This window comes from Sphingomonas qomolangmaensis (genome assembly GCF_024496245.1).
Classification (GTDB): domain Bacteria; phylum Pseudomonadota; class Alphaproteobacteria; order Sphingomonadales; family Sphingomonadaceae; genus Sphingomonas; species Sphingomonas qomolangmaensis.
Genome location: NZ_CP101740.1, coordinates 2,903,068 through 2,918,235, shown reverse-complemented (window position 1 = coordinate 2,918,235; position 15,168 = coordinate 2,903,068). Strand labels below are relative to the sequence as shown.

At 68.2% G+C, this 15,168-nt stretch carries 17 protein-coding genes; 15 read left to right on the top strand and 2 right to left on the bottom strand.

Annotated elements, in window-relative coordinates; genetic code table 11:
* On the bottom strand, positions 1 to 354 hold the full coding sequence (flgB, locus tag NMP03_RS13980; RefSeq protein ID WP_256506077.1) for a flagellar basal body rod protein FlgB: 354 nt from the start codon (positions 352 to 354) through the stop codon (positions 1 to 3).
* A gap of 318 nt (positions 355 to 672) precedes the next feature.
* Here flgB and NMP03_RS13975 point away from each other — a divergent pair, with 318 nt between their 5' ends.
* The 8 genes from NMP03_RS13975 (at position 673) to NMP03_RS13940 (ending at position 6,939) form a co-directional block, all read left to right on the top strand.
* Positions 673 to 1,323, top strand: coding sequence for a motility protein A (locus NMP03_RS13975; protein ID WP_256506076.1), 651 nt, complete (start codon positions 673 to 675; stop codon positions 1,321 to 1,323).
* The gene (locus NMP03_RS13970; protein WP_256506075.1) at positions 1,320 to 1,898 is read left to right on the top strand and encodes a flagellar motor protein MotB; all 579 of its coding nucleotides are present in this window, start codon (positions 1,320 to 1,322) and stop codon (positions 1,896 to 1,898) included. The genes NMP03_RS13975 and NMP03_RS13970 overlap by 4 nt, the downstream gene beginning before the upstream one ends.
* A complete protein-coding gene (locus NMP03_RS13965) occupies positions 1,895 to 2,428 on the top strand; it encodes a flagella basal body P-ring formation protein FlgA (protein WP_256506074.1) in 534 nt (177 codons plus the stop codon). Before NMP03_RS13970 ends, NMP03_RS13965 begins: the two co-directional genes overlap by 4 nt.
* A 154-nt stretch (positions 2,429 to 2,582) precedes the next feature.
* Positions 2,583 to 2,801 (top strand): flagellar biosynthesis anti-sigma factor FlgM, encoded by a 219-nt coding sequence (gene flgM, locus NMP03_RS13960; protein WP_319937602.1) that lies wholly within the window; start codon positions 2,583 to 2,585, stop codon positions 2,799 to 2,801.
* On the top strand, positions 2,788 to 3,102 hold the full coding sequence (locus NMP03_RS13955) for a flagellar protein FlgN (protein WP_256506072.1): 315 nt from the start codon (positions 2,788 to 2,790) through the stop codon (positions 3,100 to 3,102). The genes flgM and NMP03_RS13955 overlap by 14 nt, the downstream gene beginning before the upstream one ends.
* Positions 3,103 to 3,242: 140 nt before the next feature.
* Positions 3,243 to 4,136 (top strand): lytic transglycosylase domain-containing protein, encoded by an 894-nt coding sequence (locus NMP03_RS13950; RefSeq protein WP_256506071.1) that lies wholly within the window; start codon positions 3,243 to 3,245, stop codon positions 4,134 to 4,136.
* Positions 4,136 to 6,217, top strand: a complete 2,082-nt coding sequence (gene flhA / locus NMP03_RS13945) for a flagellar biosynthesis protein FlhA (protein WP_256506070.1) — start codon at positions 4,136 to 4,138, stop codon at positions 6,215 to 6,217. Before NMP03_RS13950 ends, flhA begins: the two co-directional genes overlap by 1 nt.
* The gene (locus NMP03_RS13940) at positions 6,214 to 6,939 is read left to right on the top strand and encodes a sigma-70 family RNA polymerase sigma factor (protein ID WP_256506069.1); all 726 of its coding nucleotides are present in this window, start codon (positions 6,214 to 6,216) and stop codon (positions 6,937 to 6,939) included. The genes flhA and NMP03_RS13940 overlap by 4 nt, the downstream gene beginning before the upstream one ends.
* Before the next feature lie 378 nt (positions 6,940 to 7,317).
* On the opposite strand, the gene NMP03_RS13935 is transcribed toward NMP03_RS13940, so the two are convergent.
* Positions 7,318 to 8,142 (bottom strand): flagellin N-terminal helical domain-containing protein, encoded by an 825-nt coding sequence (locus NMP03_RS13935; RefSeq protein ID WP_256506068.1) that lies wholly within the window; start codon positions 8,140 to 8,142, stop codon positions 7,318 to 7,320.
* Between the two features lie 292 nt (positions 8,143 to 8,434).
* Between NMP03_RS13935 and NMP03_RS13930 the strand changes: the two genes are divergently transcribed.
* The 7 genes from NMP03_RS13930 to NMP03_RS13900 are packed head-to-tail and all read left to right on the top strand — an operon-like array spanning position 8,435 to position 15,167.
* Positions 8,435 to 9,667 (top strand): sigma-54 interaction domain-containing protein, encoded by a 1,233-nt coding sequence (locus NMP03_RS13930; protein WP_256506067.1) that lies wholly within the window; start codon positions 8,435 to 8,437, stop codon positions 9,665 to 9,667.
* Positions 9,664 to 10,023 carry a flagellar hook-basal body complex protein FliE gene (fliE, locus tag NMP03_RS13925; RefSeq protein ID WP_256506065.1) on the top strand — a complete coding sequence of 120 codons (360 nt, stop codon included), beginning with the start codon at positions 9,664 to 9,666 and terminating at the stop codon, positions 10,021 to 10,023. Before NMP03_RS13930 ends, fliE begins: the two co-directional genes overlap by 4 nt.
* A gap of 6 nt (positions 10,024 to 10,029) precedes the next feature.
* The gene (fliF, locus tag NMP03_RS13920; protein WP_256506064.1) at positions 10,030 to 11,670 is read left to right on the top strand and encodes a flagellar basal-body MS-ring/collar protein FliF; all 1,641 of its coding nucleotides are present in this window, start codon (positions 10,030 to 10,032) and stop codon (positions 11,668 to 11,670) included.
* A 50-nt stretch (positions 11,671 to 11,720) separates the two neighbouring features.
* Complete coding sequence (fliG, locus tag NMP03_RS13915) at positions 11,721 to 12,677, top strand: flagellar motor switch protein FliG (RefSeq protein ID WP_406698472.1); 957 nt, start codon at positions 11,721 to 11,723, stop codon at positions 12,675 to 12,677.
* A complete protein-coding gene (locus NMP03_RS13910) occupies positions 12,670 to 13,404 on the top strand; it encodes a FliH/SctL family protein (protein WP_256506063.1) in 735 nt (244 codons plus the stop codon). Before fliG ends, NMP03_RS13910 begins: the two co-directional genes overlap by 8 nt.
* Positions 13,405 to 13,411: 7 nt before the next feature.
* A complete protein-coding gene (locus tag NMP03_RS13905; protein ID WP_256506062.1) occupies positions 13,412 to 14,740 on the top strand; it encodes a FliI/YscN family ATPase in 1,329 nt (442 codons plus the stop codon).
* Positions 14,733 to 15,167 carry a hypothetical protein gene (locus tag NMP03_RS13900; protein ID WP_256506061.1) on the top strand — a complete coding sequence of 145 codons (435 nt, stop codon included), beginning with the start codon at positions 14,733 to 14,735 and terminating at the stop codon, positions 15,165 to 15,167. Before NMP03_RS13905 ends, NMP03_RS13900 begins: the two co-directional genes overlap by 8 nt.
* The last annotated feature ends 1 nt before the right edge of the window (position 15,168 follow it).

The following is a 15,168-nucleotide window of genomic DNA, read 5'->3' as shown; positions in this document are numbered from 1 at the left end:
TCATTCGCCCTTCAGCGCGCGGGTGATCGTCGAGATGCGACCGTTGAGGAACGCCAGCGTCGTCTGATAGGCGACGGCGTTTTCGGCGAAGGCGGTCTGCTCGGTCGAAAGCTCGACGGTGTTGCCGTCCATCGAAGGCTGGGTTGGCACGCGATATTTGGTCGCGGCGCCGATCGCGCGATCGGTCGAGCCGCCGGGCGCGTCGATGCGCTTGAGCGCCGCTTCGAAATCGATGTCCTTGGCCTTGAACCCGGGGGTCGAGGCGTTGGCGATGTTCGACGCGAGAATGCCCATGCGCTGCGACCGCACCGACAATGCCTGTCCGTGTACGCCGAAGAGCCCTTCATTCGCCATCTGCCGGTTCCTTGTCCGAGGTCATGCGGACGGGGTTCAGCAAGGTGCGTGCCAGTTTGAGGGGCGGGGCGGAGAGGCGGCAGTAGATCGTCACCACAGCCATCCCAAAATCGTCACCCCACTTCGTCACCCCAGCGAAAGCCGGGGCCTCTCTCGGCAACCGCGCGCTCCATAACAAGAGAGCCCAGCTTTCGCTGGAGTGACGGGTTGGTGGGCCCGCCTCCCCCCGGCCAACCGGCAACGCCTTGCCGCCCCCGGCAATGCGCTGCCCGCGGCGGCAAGCGCGCAAATCGGCACGGTCCTTGCTGTAGTGCTGGCATGATCGATGCCCTCGCCCCCTTTCTCGACCCGATCGCCGCCGCCATCGTCGTCGGCGGGACGCTCGCGGCGTGCGTGCTGCGCTTTTCGCTCGTCAATCTGGCGCGCGCCGTCGGCGCCTTGCGCGTATTGCCGCGCGCCGAACACGACGCCGAACCCCAGCTCGCACAGATCGCCGCGCTCGGGAGGATTGCGCGCAAACATGGCGTGATGGCGCTCGACCGCTCGGTGATCGACGATTTCGACGTTGCGCTGGGTATCGCGCAGATCGTCGACGGCGCTGGCCCCGACGAGGTCGCCGCGACGCTTGCCCATGCGCGCGAGGCGCGGATCGAGCGGCATCTGGGCGCCGCCGAGATATGGTCCGCCGCTGCCGAGGCGGCCCCCGCCTTCGGCATGATCGGTACGCTGATCGGCCTGGTGCGGATGTTCACCGCGATGCAGGACCCCGCGGCGATCGGCGGCGCGATGGCGGTGGCGCTGCTCGCCACGCTGTACGGCGCGCTGATCGCCAATCTGGTCGCCGCGCCGATCGCCGGGCGATTGCGCCGGTTGGCGCGCGCCGAAGCATTCGAGCGCGCGCGGCTCGAGGCGCCGCTGGTGGCGCTGGCAGCGCGCGAGATGCCGCGCCGGCGCGAGATCGCGGCATGAGCATGGCGCGCTTCGATGCGGCGGCGCCCGCCCGACCGGTGTGGCTGATGACGCTGGCCGACCTTGCACTGTTGCTGGTCGGCTTCTTCGTGTTCGTGCAGGCGAGCCAACTCGACCGCGGGACGCTCGCCAGCGCGATCCGCGTGGGGTTCGATTCGCCCGAGCCGACCGCGCCGATCGCCCTCGACCGCGCGATCGTGCGCGGGTTCGCGGTAGGCGAGGCAGCACTGCCACCGAGCATCGTCACCGCCAGCCGCTGGGCGATCACCGCGGCGCGCGATCCGCGCACCCGGCTGCTGGTGACAGGCCATGTCGACGGGTCGCTCGCCGACCGCGACGCACTTGGCGACAATGCCGCGCTGCTCGCCAGCGACCGCGCGCGCGCGGTTGCCGCGGCTTTGGTGCGCGCAGGCGTAGTCGGCCGCGACCGCATCGTGATCTCGACCGACCCCGCGCCGCGCGGTCGCCACGTTACCCTCGCGATCGGCTTCGCCGGTAGCGATCCCGCCCCCCGGCAAGCCGCTGCCGCCCGGCAACCCTTGCTTGCCGCCCCCCAAAATCGGAGCCAGAAATGATCCGCCTGCTGATCCCCGCGCTGCTGATCGCGGCACCCGCCGCCGCGCAGCAACGCAGCTTCCAGAACACCGCGCTGCTCGATACCGCGGTCGCGCAATTCACCGGCGCCGCGATCGGCAGCGATGGCGGCGCGGTCGCGGCGATCGACCGCCGGCTCAAGCTCGCGCCTTGCGCGATGCCGCAGTTCGAGTGGCGCAGCCCGGCGCACGACACCGTAGTGATCCGTTGCATGGCGCCGGTGTGGCGGATCTATGTGCCCGTCATCGCTGAGCCCAAGGCCAGCGCCCCCATCCTCGCCGCTGCCGCTCCGGTCGCCCCCGCGCTCAAGCCCGCGATCGTCGTGAAGCGCGGCGATCCGGTGATGGTCGAGGCCGGATCGGCGGGGTTTTCGATTACGCGCGACGGCGTGGCTATGGGTGATGCCGCCGCGGGCGCGCGGCTGATGGTGAAGGTCGATCCCAAGAAGCCGCCGATCCAGGCGGTGGCGGTCGAAGCCGGGCGCGTCACCCTGCCCGGCTGGGCGGAATAATTTCTTCTAAAGCTTTTCGTAATGGCGTCGTTCCTTCCCTTGTCGGCAGCTATCGGGATGAGCGGACGTGGTGGATTCAATCGGCCCAAAGCCAATCGCAACGAACGGGGCGCAGCGCATCGCTGCGGTCGGTGCCGCGACGCGCGCCAAGGGAATGCAGACCGGGACCGATCCCCAGCCCGCCGATACCAAGGCCGCGACGTCGCTGTCGCAGACCATCGCTGCGCTGGCGAGCGAGCCGCCGGTCGACGCTGATCGCGTCGCGCGCATTCGCCGCGCGGTCGAGGATGGCAGTTTTCCGATTTCCCCCGCGACGATCGCCGATCGCATGCTGGCCCTGAAGCTGAACTGGAAGCCCAATGACCCGGCATGACGCATTGGTGCAGGTGATCGAATGCCTGCACGCCGAAATCGCAGCGCTCAAGGCGAGCGATGCCGCCGCGCTCGAACGCGCGACCGCCGAGAAGCTCGCCGCGATCGAGGCGGTGGCGTTGGCCGAGGAAGAAGCGATCACCCCCGGGCTTCGCGCGCTGGCCGAGGAAGCGCACCGGCTGAACGAAGCGGCGCGCATCTATGTGAACCTGATGGCGGCAAATGTTCGCCGCCGGTTGCAGGTGCTTGCCGGCAATGGCGCCGCGCCATATCGTGCGGGGGCGATGGCCGCGTACGCGTGAGCTGATTTCAGCCTTCTTCTCTCCTCCCTGGAAGGGAGGGGGACATGTTGTCCGTGGGCGAGCGCGCCGCATAGCTGCTATCTGCATCTGGCACGCTCCTTGCTGATCACCCCCCGCAAACCGGGGGCTTCATCAGACCAATGCGCGCACCACCTGCCGTTCCTACCGTCTCCGCAGCAACCGGCGTGCAGGGCGCGATCGCCAAGGCGAGCGCGAAGACCGGCGTCGATTTCTCCTATCTGCTCGGCCAGGCGCAGATCGAAAGCGGGATGCGCACCAATGCGCGTGCGCGCACCTCGAGCGCCACCGGCCTCTACCAGTTCATCGAGCAGAGTTGGCTCGGCGTGATGAAGCGCCACGGTGCCGAGCACGGCATGGGCTGGGCCGCCGACAGCATTCAGCAGACCGCCAGCGGCCGTTATGTCGTAAGCGATTCAGCAACGCGCAGCGCGATCCTGTCGCTGCGCACCGACGCCAACGCAGCCTCGCTGATGGCTGCGGAACACGCATCGGACAACAAGGCCGAGATCGAGGGCAGCCTTGGCCGCGAAGCCAACGGCACCGACCTGTACATGGCGCACTTCCTGGGGATCGGCGGCGCGAAGAAATTCCTGTCGGCGATGCAGGCCGCGCCCGATCGCGGTGCCGCCAGCATGTTCCCCGCCGCCGCACGCGCGAACCGCTCGATCTTCTACGCCGCCGACGGTAGCCAGCGCTCGCTGGGTGACATCTACCAGCGCTTCGCGGGCAAGCTCGATCGCGGCGCGCAAGCCGCCGGCGCAACGGGCACCGCATCGGGCAACTTCCTCGCGCAGGCGCAGGTGCCTGCCTTCGCGGCTCCCTTCCCCGGCGTCGACGTGATCCTGGGCAACGAAGCTAGCGGCGGCGACGATCGCTGGCTGCAGACGACGATGGCCAATCTCAACGTCGTGCGCGCCGCCGACCGCACCGACCAGGCCCGCGTCAACGCGTTGCGGCCGACACCCGAGACCGCGCGACTTGCGTATCTCATGCTCGCGAACCTGGGGGCGTGATGAACGCAGGCATGTTCTCGATGGCCAATCTCGGCCCGATGGTCCGCTCGACCGCGCTGCCCGGCGCGATCCTGCTGCTCGTCGTGCTGATGGTGGTGCCGATCCCCGCCTTCCTGCTCGACGTGTTCTTCATCCTCAACATCATGATCAGCCTCGCGGTGCTGATGGTCGCGCTCAACGCGCAGAAGCCGCTCGATTTCTCGGCTTTCCCCACGGTGCTGCTGTTTGCCACCTTGTTCCGCCTCGGCCTCAACGTCGCCTCGACCCGCGTGGTGCTGGTGCACGGGCATGAGGGCGAGGCGGCGGCGGGGCATGTGATCGAGGCGTTCGGCAGCTTCCTGATCGGCGGCGACTATGTCGTCGGGCTGCTGGTGTTCTCGATCCTGCTGATCATCAACATGATCGTCGTGACCAAAGGCGCCGGCCGCGTGTCCGAAGTATCGGCACGCTTCACGCTCGACGCCCTGCCCGGCAAGCAGATGGCTATCGACGCCGACCTGAACGCCGGGCTGATCACCCCCGACGAAGCCCGCGCGCGCCGGATCGAAGTGTCGACCGAGGCCGATTTCTACGGCGCGATGGATGGTTCGTCGAAGTTCGTGAAGGGCGATGCGGTCGCGGGGCTGCTGATCCTGGCGATCAACATCGTCGGCGGGCTGATCCTGGGCATGGTCAGCCATGGCATGGCGGTGGGCGAAGCCGCGCAGACCTACATATTGCTGGCGATCGGCGACGCGCTGGTGGCGCAGGTGCCCGCGCTGATGCTGTCGATCGCCGCCGCCGCGATCGTCACCCGCGTCAAATCGAGCCAGGATCTGTCGGGCCAGATCGGCGCGCAATTCGCCTCGCACCGCACCTGGACGCCGGTTGCGGGCATCCTCGGGCTGCTGGCGTTCCTGCCGGGGATGCCGACGCTGGTGATCCTCGCCGCCGCGGGTGCCGCAGGCTATGGCTCGTATCGCCTGCGCGCGATCGCCAACCGCCCGCCGCCCGCCGAGCCGCTGCCGCCGCCCGCCGACCTTTCGCGGATCGGCTGGGACGAAGTGACCGAGAACATGCAGGTGATGCTCGACATCGGCTATGGCCTCGTGCCGCTGGTCGACGAGCGCAAGGGCTCGCCATTGATGAGCCGGATCACCGGGGTGCGCCGCCAGCTTTCGAAGGATCTGGGCTTCGTCGTGCCGCAGGTGCGCGTGCGCGACGATATCAACCTGGCGCCCTTCACCTATCGAATCGTCGTCGGCGGCGTGATCGTCGGCGAGGACCATGTCTCGCCCGATGAGATGCTCGCGCTCAACACCGGCCAGGGTTTCGGTCGGCTGACCGGCAAGGCGGCGAAGGACCCGACCTTCGGGCTCGACGCGACCTGGATCGCGCCGGGCGATGCCGATGCAGCGACGGGCGCCGGCTATCTGGTGGTCGATCCGGGTACCGTCATCGCGACGCACCTCAACCATCTGTTGCTGCAGAACGCGACCGACCTGCTGGGGCCGGATGAAGTCCAGGCGCTGCTCGACGGGCTCAAGGACAAGGCGGGCGCGCTGGTCGCCGCGCTTTGCCCGGCGCCGCTGTCGCTCACGACGTTGACGCAGATCCTGCGCGGGCTGCTGGCGGAGAACATCCCGCTCAAGGAATTCCGCCGCATCGCCGCCGCAATCGCGGTCGCGGCGCAGCGCACCCACGACGCCGACGAGCTGATCGAGGCGATCCGCCCCGAGCTGGGCGCGCTCATTATCCAGAAATTGTGCGGGGTTCGCGAACCGCTGCGCGTCATGACGCTGGAGGGTCATTTGGAAGCATTGCTTGGCCAAGCGGTCCGTTCGGACCCATCGCGCCGCCACACGATCGAACCCGATCTCGGCCGCCGAATCGTCGACGCGCTGCAGCAGGCGGCGCAGCCTTTGCTCAACGAGGCCAAGCCCTTCGCGCTGGTCGTCCAGCCCTCGATCCGCATCGCGATCCGCAAGCTGGTGAAGACCTGCCTGCCCGACACCCCGGTGATGAGCTTCTTCGAAGTGCCCGAGGACAAGTCGGTCGAGGTCGTCGCGGTGATCGGCGCGCCCGAGGCGCTGGCGGCATGAACAACGCTGCACAGGCATTGGTCTATACGCCGACCACGACCGCGCGCGACATCGAGGCGCTGGTCCGCGAACATCTGCCGCTGGTGCGGCGGCTCGCCTGGCATATCCATGGCAGCATGTCGTCGCTCGTCGAGGTCGAGGACCTGGTGCAGGTCGGCATGGTCGCCTTGGTCGAGGCGGCGGGCGCGTTCGAGGATCGCGGTGCCGTCACCTTCCGCCAATATGCGATCACCCGGCTGCGCGGCAGCATGATCGACGAGCTGCGCCGCCAGGCGACGCTGACCCGCGGCGCGATGAAGCGCCGGCGTGCGTACAGCGAAACGCTGGCGGCGCTGACCGACGAGACGGGCAAGCGTCCTGACGACGCGGCGATCGCCGAGCGGCTGGGGGTGACGACCGAGAAATTGCGGCTCGATTATTCGGCCGCCGAGCCACTGCGCTTCGATTCGATCGACGATGTGTACACCGACGAAGGGCCCTGGTTCATGGACGATGGCCCCGACGCGTTCGAGCAACTCGCCGAGGGCGATCTGCGTACCGCCTTGGTGGCGGCGATCGCCGCGCTGCCGGTGCGCGAGGCGCAGGTGGTGCAGCTTTATTACGTCGAGGAATTGAACCTCGAGGAGATCGGCCAAGTGCTCGGCGTCGGCGCCGCGCGGGTGTGCCAGATCAAGGCGAGCGCGCATGCGCGGCTGAAGAAGGCGCTGGCAAGCGCGGTGTAGCTTGCGCTCTCCGCAAACGCGGTACCATGCGCTCGATCCTGCAGCGCGTTCGTCGTCATTCTGTCACCCCAGCGAAAGCCGGGGTCTAGAGCGGCTGGCGCGAACCATCTGCCTCGCGTGCCCGGACACAGTAGCCCGTTGGGCGACCGGTTCGCCACGCTTCCGGAGACCCCAGCTTTCGCTGGGGTGACGGGGAATGTGCAAGGCTTGAGAGCAACGGCTTCTCTTATGCACGCGCCTAAAAGGTCACGCACAAAACCCCGGTGACGGCAGAACCGTCACCGGGGTTTCGCGTGCACGCTCCGCTGGGAGGAAGAGCGGCTGGCCCCGACACCCCCGCCCTTTCGTGGGGGGAGGCGGCGGTGCCGGGAGGGTCGATTAACGCAGCAGCGACAGCACGCCCTGCTGGCTCTGGTTGGCCTGCGCCAGCATCGCGGTCGATGCCTGGCTGAGGATCTGCGCCTTGGCGAGTGCGGTCGTCTCGGCCGAGAAATCGGCGTCTTCGATGCGGCTGCGTGCGTCCGACAGGTTGGTCGCGTTGCTGGTCAGGTTGTTGACTGCCGATTCGAGGCGGTTCTGCGTGGCGCCGAGGTCGGCACGACGGTTGGCGATCGTCGCGATCGCGTCGTCGTAATTTTCGAGCGTCGCGGTGGCGACCGAAGCACCGGCGGTTACGACCGCGGCGATGGTGGTGTCGGCGGCCAGGTCGTCACCCAGGTTCAGCTCGATCGCATCCGAAACGTTGGCGCCTGCCTGGATCGAAACCACGCCAGCGGTGCCAGCGCTTGCGTCGAACAGCTTCTGGCCATTGAATTCAGTGTTGGTCAGCACATTGTCGATCTGCGCAGCGAGTGCGTCCTGCTCGAGCGTGATGTTGGCGATGTCATCGGTCGAATAGGTGCCGTTCTCCGACTGGACCTTCAGCTCGCGCATCCGCTGCAGCATGTTGCCGACTTCATCGAGCGCGCCTTCGGCGGTCTGCGCCATCGAGATGCCGTCATTGGCGTTGCGGATGCCCTGGTTCATGCCGCGGATCTGACCGGTCATCGACGATGCGATGGCGAGGCCAGCGGCGTCGTCCTTGGCCGAGTTGATGCGCTTGCCGGTCGACAGGCGTTCCATCGCCGTCGACAGCATGTCGGTGGCCTTGCTTGCCGCGTTCGACGAACGCAGCGCCGAGATATTGCTTCCGATAACCGTCATGTCCGTATCTCCATTTCCCGTACCGCCCACCTTTCCCCCCACAAGCGGGAGCCGAGCAGTCACAGCAAGGAACGGCCGCGCGGCGCGGGGCTTAAACGAAAAATTCGGACCGGCTTCCCGGTGATCGCTCTCGCGCGGGGAATCTACGCTCGCGTGCGCAAGCGGATGACAGAAGCAGAAAATTATTGCGGAGCCGGCACGACTTTACCCGGCGTTAACCAGCAAGCGGCCATAGGATGATTCGCAAAACGGGGGAATTTCAGTGGGTTCGATCTATCCAACGGCCGCAGTCATGCGGCTGCACTATCCTCTCGTTTCCACGCTCCGCGCACAAGGCCTCGCCGTCGCAACGACCGAGAGGGAACGTCCGCAGCCCGGCGACCATTTCCTGGTGGTAGAGGGTGAAAGCCCGCCGATCGCGGCCCGCACCCTGGTGCTGGGCGGCGGACCGGGCTCGGTCATCCCCTTCGTCGATGGCCATGCCGCGCGCGTGGGGTTCGATGCCGAGGATGCGGCGATCGCTTCGGGGTTCGCCAGCGCGCTGCTCCGCGGCGCCGAAGTCCCCGTTGCCGCCGACCCCGAGAGCCTGGCGCTGCTAACGCTCGCCGAACGCGTCGCCAAGGCCGACATCACCGTGCTGATCAACGGCCCCACCGGCACCGGCAAGGAAGTGCTGGCGCGGACGATCCACCGCGCATCGCCGCGCGCGAACGGTCCGTTCATCGCGATCAACTGCGCCGCGCTACCCGAGACGATGCTCGAAGCGATGCTATTCGGTCACCAAAAGGGTTCGTTCACCGGCGCGTCATCGGGCGGTCAGGGTTTCTTTCGCGCCGCCAATGGCGGCACGCTGCTGCTCGACGAAGTCGCCGAGATGCCGATCGGGCTGCAGGCAAAATTGCTGCGCGCGCTCCAAGAGCGCGAGGTCGTGCCGATCGGCGCGACCCAGGCCGAGGCGATCGACGTCCGCGTCATCGCGTGCGCGAACCGCGACCTGCATGCCGAGGTGCAGGCGGGCCGCTTCCGCGCCGATCTTTACTACCGGTTGAGCGTGTTCCCGCTCACCACCCGCCCGCTCGCCGAGCGGCTCGACGACGTGCCCGCGCTGGCGACCGCGATGATCGTCCGCCACGCCGGCGGCCGCAACACGCTGCCCTGGCTGTCGCGCGCCGCACTGGCGATGCTCGAGGCGCATGACTGGCCGGGCAATGTCCGCGAGCTCGAAAATGTCATCCAGCGCGCGTTGCTGCTGTGCCACGGCGACGCGATCGGTCCCGCCGACATCATCTTCGACCGCCCGACGCAGCTGCGCGCTTCGAACGATGGCCCGGCGCGGCTGAGCAACATCGTCCAGATGAGCGAATTTCAGGCAATCCGCGACACGCTGGCGGCGTGCAACGGCAGCCGGATCGAGACCGCGCGCCGGCTGGGGATTTCCGAACGCACGCTTCGCTATCGCCTCGCCAAGGCGCGTGAACAAGGTGACGATATCGGCCGCGCGCAGGATTGGAAGGCAACCGCATGAGCGTCAACGGCATCGGGGGCGGCGCCATGAGCGTCGACCGGATCATGGCGATGCGCGCCCAGATCCTCGAAAAGAACCAGGCGCTGTCGCGCGCCAACCCGGAGGTCGCGGTACCCGCGACCGAAGCGCCCAAAGGCAACAGCTTCACCTCGACGCTCGAGGGAATGCTCGGCGACGTCAACAAGGCGCAGAACCAGGCGGGGCAATTGTCCGCCGCCTATGAGCGCGGCGAGACGATCGACATCGCCAAGGTGATGCTGGCCCGCCAGCAAGCCTCGGTCGGGTTCGAGGCGACGCTGCAGGTCCGCAACAAATTGCTGTCCGCCTACAAGGACATCATGAGCATGCCGGTGTAATCGCAGATGGAAAACGCCCTCACCCCGCTCACCCCTGCGCGGCTCGCCGCGCCGCTCGCCCAAGCCAAGGGCTTCTTCGCGCAACCCGCGGTCAAGAAGGCGCTGCCGCTGGTGCTGATGATCGGGCTGATCGCCTCGGCAGCGCTGGCCTGGCTGATGCTGGCAACGCCGCCGCAGCGGGTGCTGTTCACCCAACTCGCCGACAACGACAAATCGGCGGTGAGCGACGCGCTTGCCGCGGCGAGCATTCCGACGCGTTTCGACCAGTCGGGCGCACTGACGGTGGGCGAGGATGATTACCACAAGGCGCGGATGCTGCTGGCGGGGCAGGACCTGCCCAAGGCGGCACCGGGCGGCTATGCGATCCTCGACGAACTGCCGATGGGGGTCAGCCGCGCGGTCGAGGGCGAACGGCTGCGCCAGGCGCGCGAGAGCGAGCTGGCGCGATCGATCGGCGAGATCGACGCGGTGGCCGATGCGCGGGTGCATCTGGCGATGCCCGAATCCTCGGTTTTCGTGCGCGACAATGCGCAGCCTTCGGCATCGGTGATCGTCCGGCTCGAACCCGGTCGCACGCTATCGGACGCGCAGGTGCGTTCGATCGTCAACCTCGTGGCATCCTCGGTGGGCGGCATGAAGCCCGACAGCGTGACGATCGTCGACCAGATGGGCGCCTTGCTCAGCCGCGACGACGACGAGCGCGGCACCAGCGTCGGCGATGCGCGGATCGATTATCAGCGCCGGGTGGAAGACAAGTTCCGCCTGCAGCTCAACAAGCTGCTGACCCCGTTGGTGGGGGCGGGCAATTTCAGCGCCGAAGTCCAGGCCGATGTCGATCTCGACGAAGCGCAGGCAACGCGCGAACGCTATGACAAGGAAGGCGTGATCCGCGCCGAACAGGGCAATTGGGTCGGGCCGAACGGCACGCCGGGCGCCCCCGGCGGGATCCCCGGTGCCCTATCGAACACCCCGCCCGCCGCGGCGTCGCTGACCAATCCCAATGATCCCGCGACCCAGCCCGGCGCCGCGGTGACCACCGCGCCCGCCAAGGCGAGCGAGGAGTTCGCGCGGACCTATGACCTGGGCAAGGAAGTGTCGGTCACCCGCACCGCCCCCGGCGGGATCAAGCGGCTGTCGGTCGCCGTGCTGTTGCGCGACCCCGAGGGCAAGGCGCGCACCCCCGCCGAAATCCGCCAGATCACCGATCTGGTCCGTGCCGCGGTGGGCTACAATGCGCAACGCGCCGACCAGGTGACGGTCGTCAGCCGCGCCTTTTCGCCCGCAGTCACCGATGTCGAGCAACCTGCCTGGTACGATGCCGCGTGGGTGCCCATGGTGGCGCGCAACGCGACCGCGTTGATCATCGCGCTGCTGGTGCTGTTCGTCGGCGTCCGCCCGTTGGTCAAATCGATGGGCAAAAAGCGCGAAGAGGTAACGGCGACCGATCGCGCCGCGCTGCCGCTGCCCGGTGCCGACGGCGGGCCTGCGCCCGAACAGCCGAGCGGATCCGCGCCGGTGAGCATCGACATGCTGCAAAATGCGCGCGGCTATGACGATCGCGTCGGCATGGTACGCGGCTTCACCCGGGACAATCCGGCGCGCGCTGCATTGGCGGTACGCGACATGATCAAGGCCGACGCGTCGTGATCGAGACCGCGGTTCGCCACTATAGCGGCGTCGAACGCGCTGCGGTGCTGATGATGCTGGTGGGCGAGGAGGAAGCCGCCGCGATCCTGCAGAAGCTCGATCCCGAAGAGGTTCGCCAGCTGGGCAAGGCGATGTTCGCGGTCGCCGATGTCAGCGAGATCGAGGTCGAATATGTGCTCGACGATTTCATCGACCGCGCGCGCGAGCGTACCGCGATCGGCTTCGACCCACGTCCGCGGATCGAAGGGATGATGAACCGCGCGCTCGGGCAGGACAAGGCCGACAGCGTGCTGGCGCGGATCACCCCGCCCGAGGCAGCCTGCGCGATCGACCTGCTCGACTGGCTCGATGCCGGCGAAATCGCCGCGCTGATCGAAACCGAGCATCCGCAAATCGCCGCGGTGCTGATCGCCAACCTCGATCCGACGGTGGCAGCGCAGGTGCTCGAACTATTGCCCGAAGCGATACAGCCGCAGATCGTCCACCGCGTCGCGCGGCTGGGGCCGATCACCCCCGAGGCGATCGAAACGCTCAAATCGGCGCTGTCGTCGCGGATCGGGCAATCATCCTCGAGCGCAGGCCTGCAACTGGGCGGCACCAAGGACGCCGCCAAGATCCTGTCGAGCGGCCGCAAGACCACCGAAACGCGCGTCATGCCCAAGATCGCCAAGATCGACCGCGAGACCGCGCGCGCGATCGAGGAGGCGATGTTCGTCTTCGACAATCTGCTCGACCTCGACGACAAGAATCTGGGCATCCTCATCCGCAACGTCGACACAGACCTGCTGGTGCGCTCGCTCAAGGGTGTCGACGAGGCGGCGCGCAACCGCTTCCTCGGGTGCATGTCGGCGCGTGCCGCCGACGGCATCCGCGACGAGATGGAGGCGCGCGGACCGATGCGATTGTCCGAAGTGCTCGATGCGCAAAAGGCGATCATCGCGATCGCGCGGCAGCTGGGCAAGGACGGCACGATCATGATGGGCGGGGGCGAGGACGATTATGTCTGAGTTCACCGCCGGCTTCGCCAGCCGCCACGCGCAAGCGGGCGAGGCGCTGCGCCGCGCCTTTGCGCCGCCCGAAGGATTTGCGCCGGTCGATCCGGGTGCGCGGGTCGCGCAAAAGGCCGCGCCCAAGCAGCCGCGCCATTTCGAACCCGCCGATCGCAGCGCCAAGCCGACGCAAGGCTGGGACATGTTCGATCCCGAGATCGAACAGCCGATGGCGGCGCCGGCGCCGCAGCCCTTCGTCGATCCGATCGCGGTCGCGCACGACCAGGGCTATGCCGAGGGGCTGGCAGCGGCACGCGCCGAGATCGAGGTGGCCGCCGCGCGTGATCGTGCGCTGGTCGATGCGCTCGGCCGCGGGCTTGCAGATGCCGCGCATTTCGATCGCGAACGCTTCGCGCAGCAATTGCGCCAGACGGTGCTCCACCTCGTCACGCGGCTGGTCGGCGAGATCGGGGTGTCGCCCGAACGGCTTGCTGGGCGGATCGACGCGGCGGTCGACCTGCTTGCCGACGCCGCCGAATCGTCGCTGGTGCGGATGCATCCCGCGGATGTCGTGCTGGTCGAAGGCAGGTTGCCCGCGACGGTGTTCGCGTGTGGCGATCCGGCGATTGCGCGCGGCAGCTTCGTGATCGAATCGGCATCGACGATCGTCGAGGACGGGCCCGAACAATGGATCGAACAGCTCACCGCGGCGATCGACCGCGTGCCGCTGCCCGCGCAATGCTGAGCCACCGATGCTGAACACCTTCGCCGACGATTATCTCGAGCGGCTCGCCGCGCCGATGTTCGTTGCCAAGCCGCGCGTTTCGGGACGTCTCGCGTCGTTCGACGGGTTGCTGATGGAAGCGGTCGGGCTGTTGCTACCGGTGGGGACGGTGTGTGCGGTCGGCAGCGGCAAGGGCGCGGTCGAGGCCGAGGTGATCGGCTTTCGCAACGGGCGCACGCTGCTGATGAACCTCGGCGGCCCCGCGCCGCTGCTGCCCAATGCGCCGGTCCGGCCGATCGGCCCGCCGGGCGAGGCCGAGGTCGGCTCCGCGCTGCTGGGCCGTGTTATCGACGGCGCGGGCAAGCCGATCGACGGCTTGGGGCCGATCCGCGGCGCCGACCACTGGCCGCTGGGGGGCAAGCTGCAGAGCCCGCTCGATCGCGGCCGGGTGCGCGAGCCGATGGATGTCGGGGTGCGCGCGATCAACGGGCTGCTGACGATCGGCCAGGGCCAGCGCGTCGGCATCATGGCGGGATCGGGGGTCGGCAAATCGGTGCTGCTCGGCATGATCGTGCGAGCAGCGCAGGCCGATGTCGTCGTCATCGGTCTGATCGGCGAGCGCAGCCGCGAAGTTTCGGACTTCCTCGAAACCAAGATCCACGGCGCCGCGCGCCAGCGTTCGGTGGTGGTGGCGGTGCCCGCCAACCACTCGCCCGTCCTGCGCATCCGCGGTGCGCTGCGCGCCACCGCGATCGCCGAGGCGTTTCGCGACGAGGGCAAGCGCGTGTTGCTGATCATGGATTCGCTCACCCGGGTGGCGCATGCCGGCCGCGAGATCGGGCTGGCGCTGGGCGAGCCCGCGTCGGCACGCGGCTATCCGCCGAGCGCGATCGCGATGCTGCCAAGTTTGATCGAGCGCGCGGGCACCTGCGTCCATTCGGGCGGGTCGATCACCGCGATCTATACCGTGCTCGCCGATGGCGACGACGGTAACGACCCCGTCGTCGATTCGGCGCGCTCGATCCTCGACGGGCATATCGTGCTCAGCCGTGCGCTCGCCGAACGCGGGGTGTACCCCGCGATCGACGTCGGTCCCTCGGTCAGCCGGGTGATGACCGACATTGCGGCCAAGCGCCACGTCCATGCCGCGCGGGTGCTGCGGCGGCATCTGGCGACCTATGAGGAAAATCGCGACCTGGTGCTGATGGGCGCCTATCGCGCGGGCGCCGATCCGGCGATCGACGCGGCGATCGCGGCGCATGGCGCGGTGCTCGAATATATCCGCCAGGACGCCGATTCGATCGTGTCGCTCGACGCCGCGATCGAGGAGCTGACCGGCGTGTTCGCCGATGGCTGAGCGATCGGCGAAGAAGCTCGAACGCTTGCTTCGCGTGCGTACGCTGCAATTGGGGCTGGTACGCGCCGACGAAGCGCGTGCGGCGGAGAAGGTGGCGAGCGAAACCGCGCTTCGCGACCGGATCGCGCAGCTGGCCGCCGAGGTGGCGCCCGCCCCCTCGCCTGCGCCGGCTGCCGCCTTGTCGCTGATCGCGGGGGCGCAGTATCGCGATCGGCTCCACCAATCGGCGTTCGCCGCCGAGCGCCGCGTCACCGTCGCGCAGGACAGCCTGGGTCAGGCGCGCGACGCCAGCCGCGAGGCGCGCCGCGACCAGAATGCGGTCGAAAAACTGATCGACCGCGCCGAGGTGCACGCCGCGCTCAAGGCGCTGCGCGCGCTCGAGACCCTGCCGCCCAGCGCCCCGCGCAAACGGCACGATCCTTGCTGAT